Raw genomic sequence first — 426 nt, 5'->3', positions numbered from 1 at the left:
GCACCGCCGGCAGCGCCAGCGGCTGCGCCACCGCCTGCATCCCGGGCAGCGCACGCAAGGCGCGCACTTCGTCGAGGAAGCCCTGCCCCAGCATCGCGTCGAAGCGGGCCTCGATGCGCCCGTGCAGCACGCTGCGCTCGGCCGGCGCCAGCACCAGCTTCAGCACCCGCAGCGGCAGCCGCGGCGGACCCGGGGCCGCCTGCCAGGCACTGATCGGCCGGCCGCTGAGCCGGTACACCTCCAGCGCACGCTGGATGCGCTGCGCGTCGCCGGGGCGGATGCGCTGCGCGGCCGACGGATCGATCCGCTGCAGTTCCGCGTGCAATGCCGCCCAACCCTCGGCCTGCGCCTGCGCGGTCAGCGCCGCGCGCAGCTGCGGGTCGGCCGCCGGCATCGGCGCCAACCCTTCCAGCAGCGCCTGGAAGT

At 76.3% G+C, this 426-nt stretch carries 1 protein-coding gene; it reads right to left on the bottom strand.

Translation table 11 applies throughout. The features are described 5' to 3' along the window. A partial coding sequence (locus tag D183_RS0120360; RefSeq protein ID WP_017910621.1) for a tRNA dimethylallyltransferase occupies nucleotides 1-426 on the bottom strand: 426 nt, incomplete at both ends.

Origin of the sequence: Xanthomonas sp. SHU 199 (assembly GCF_000364665.1) — a bacterium.
Taxonomy (GTDB): domain Bacteria; phylum Pseudomonadota; class Gammaproteobacteria; order Xanthomonadales; family Xanthomonadaceae; genus Xanthomonas_A; species Xanthomonas_A sontii.
This window is presented reverse-complemented; position numbering and strand designations above follow the sequence as displayed.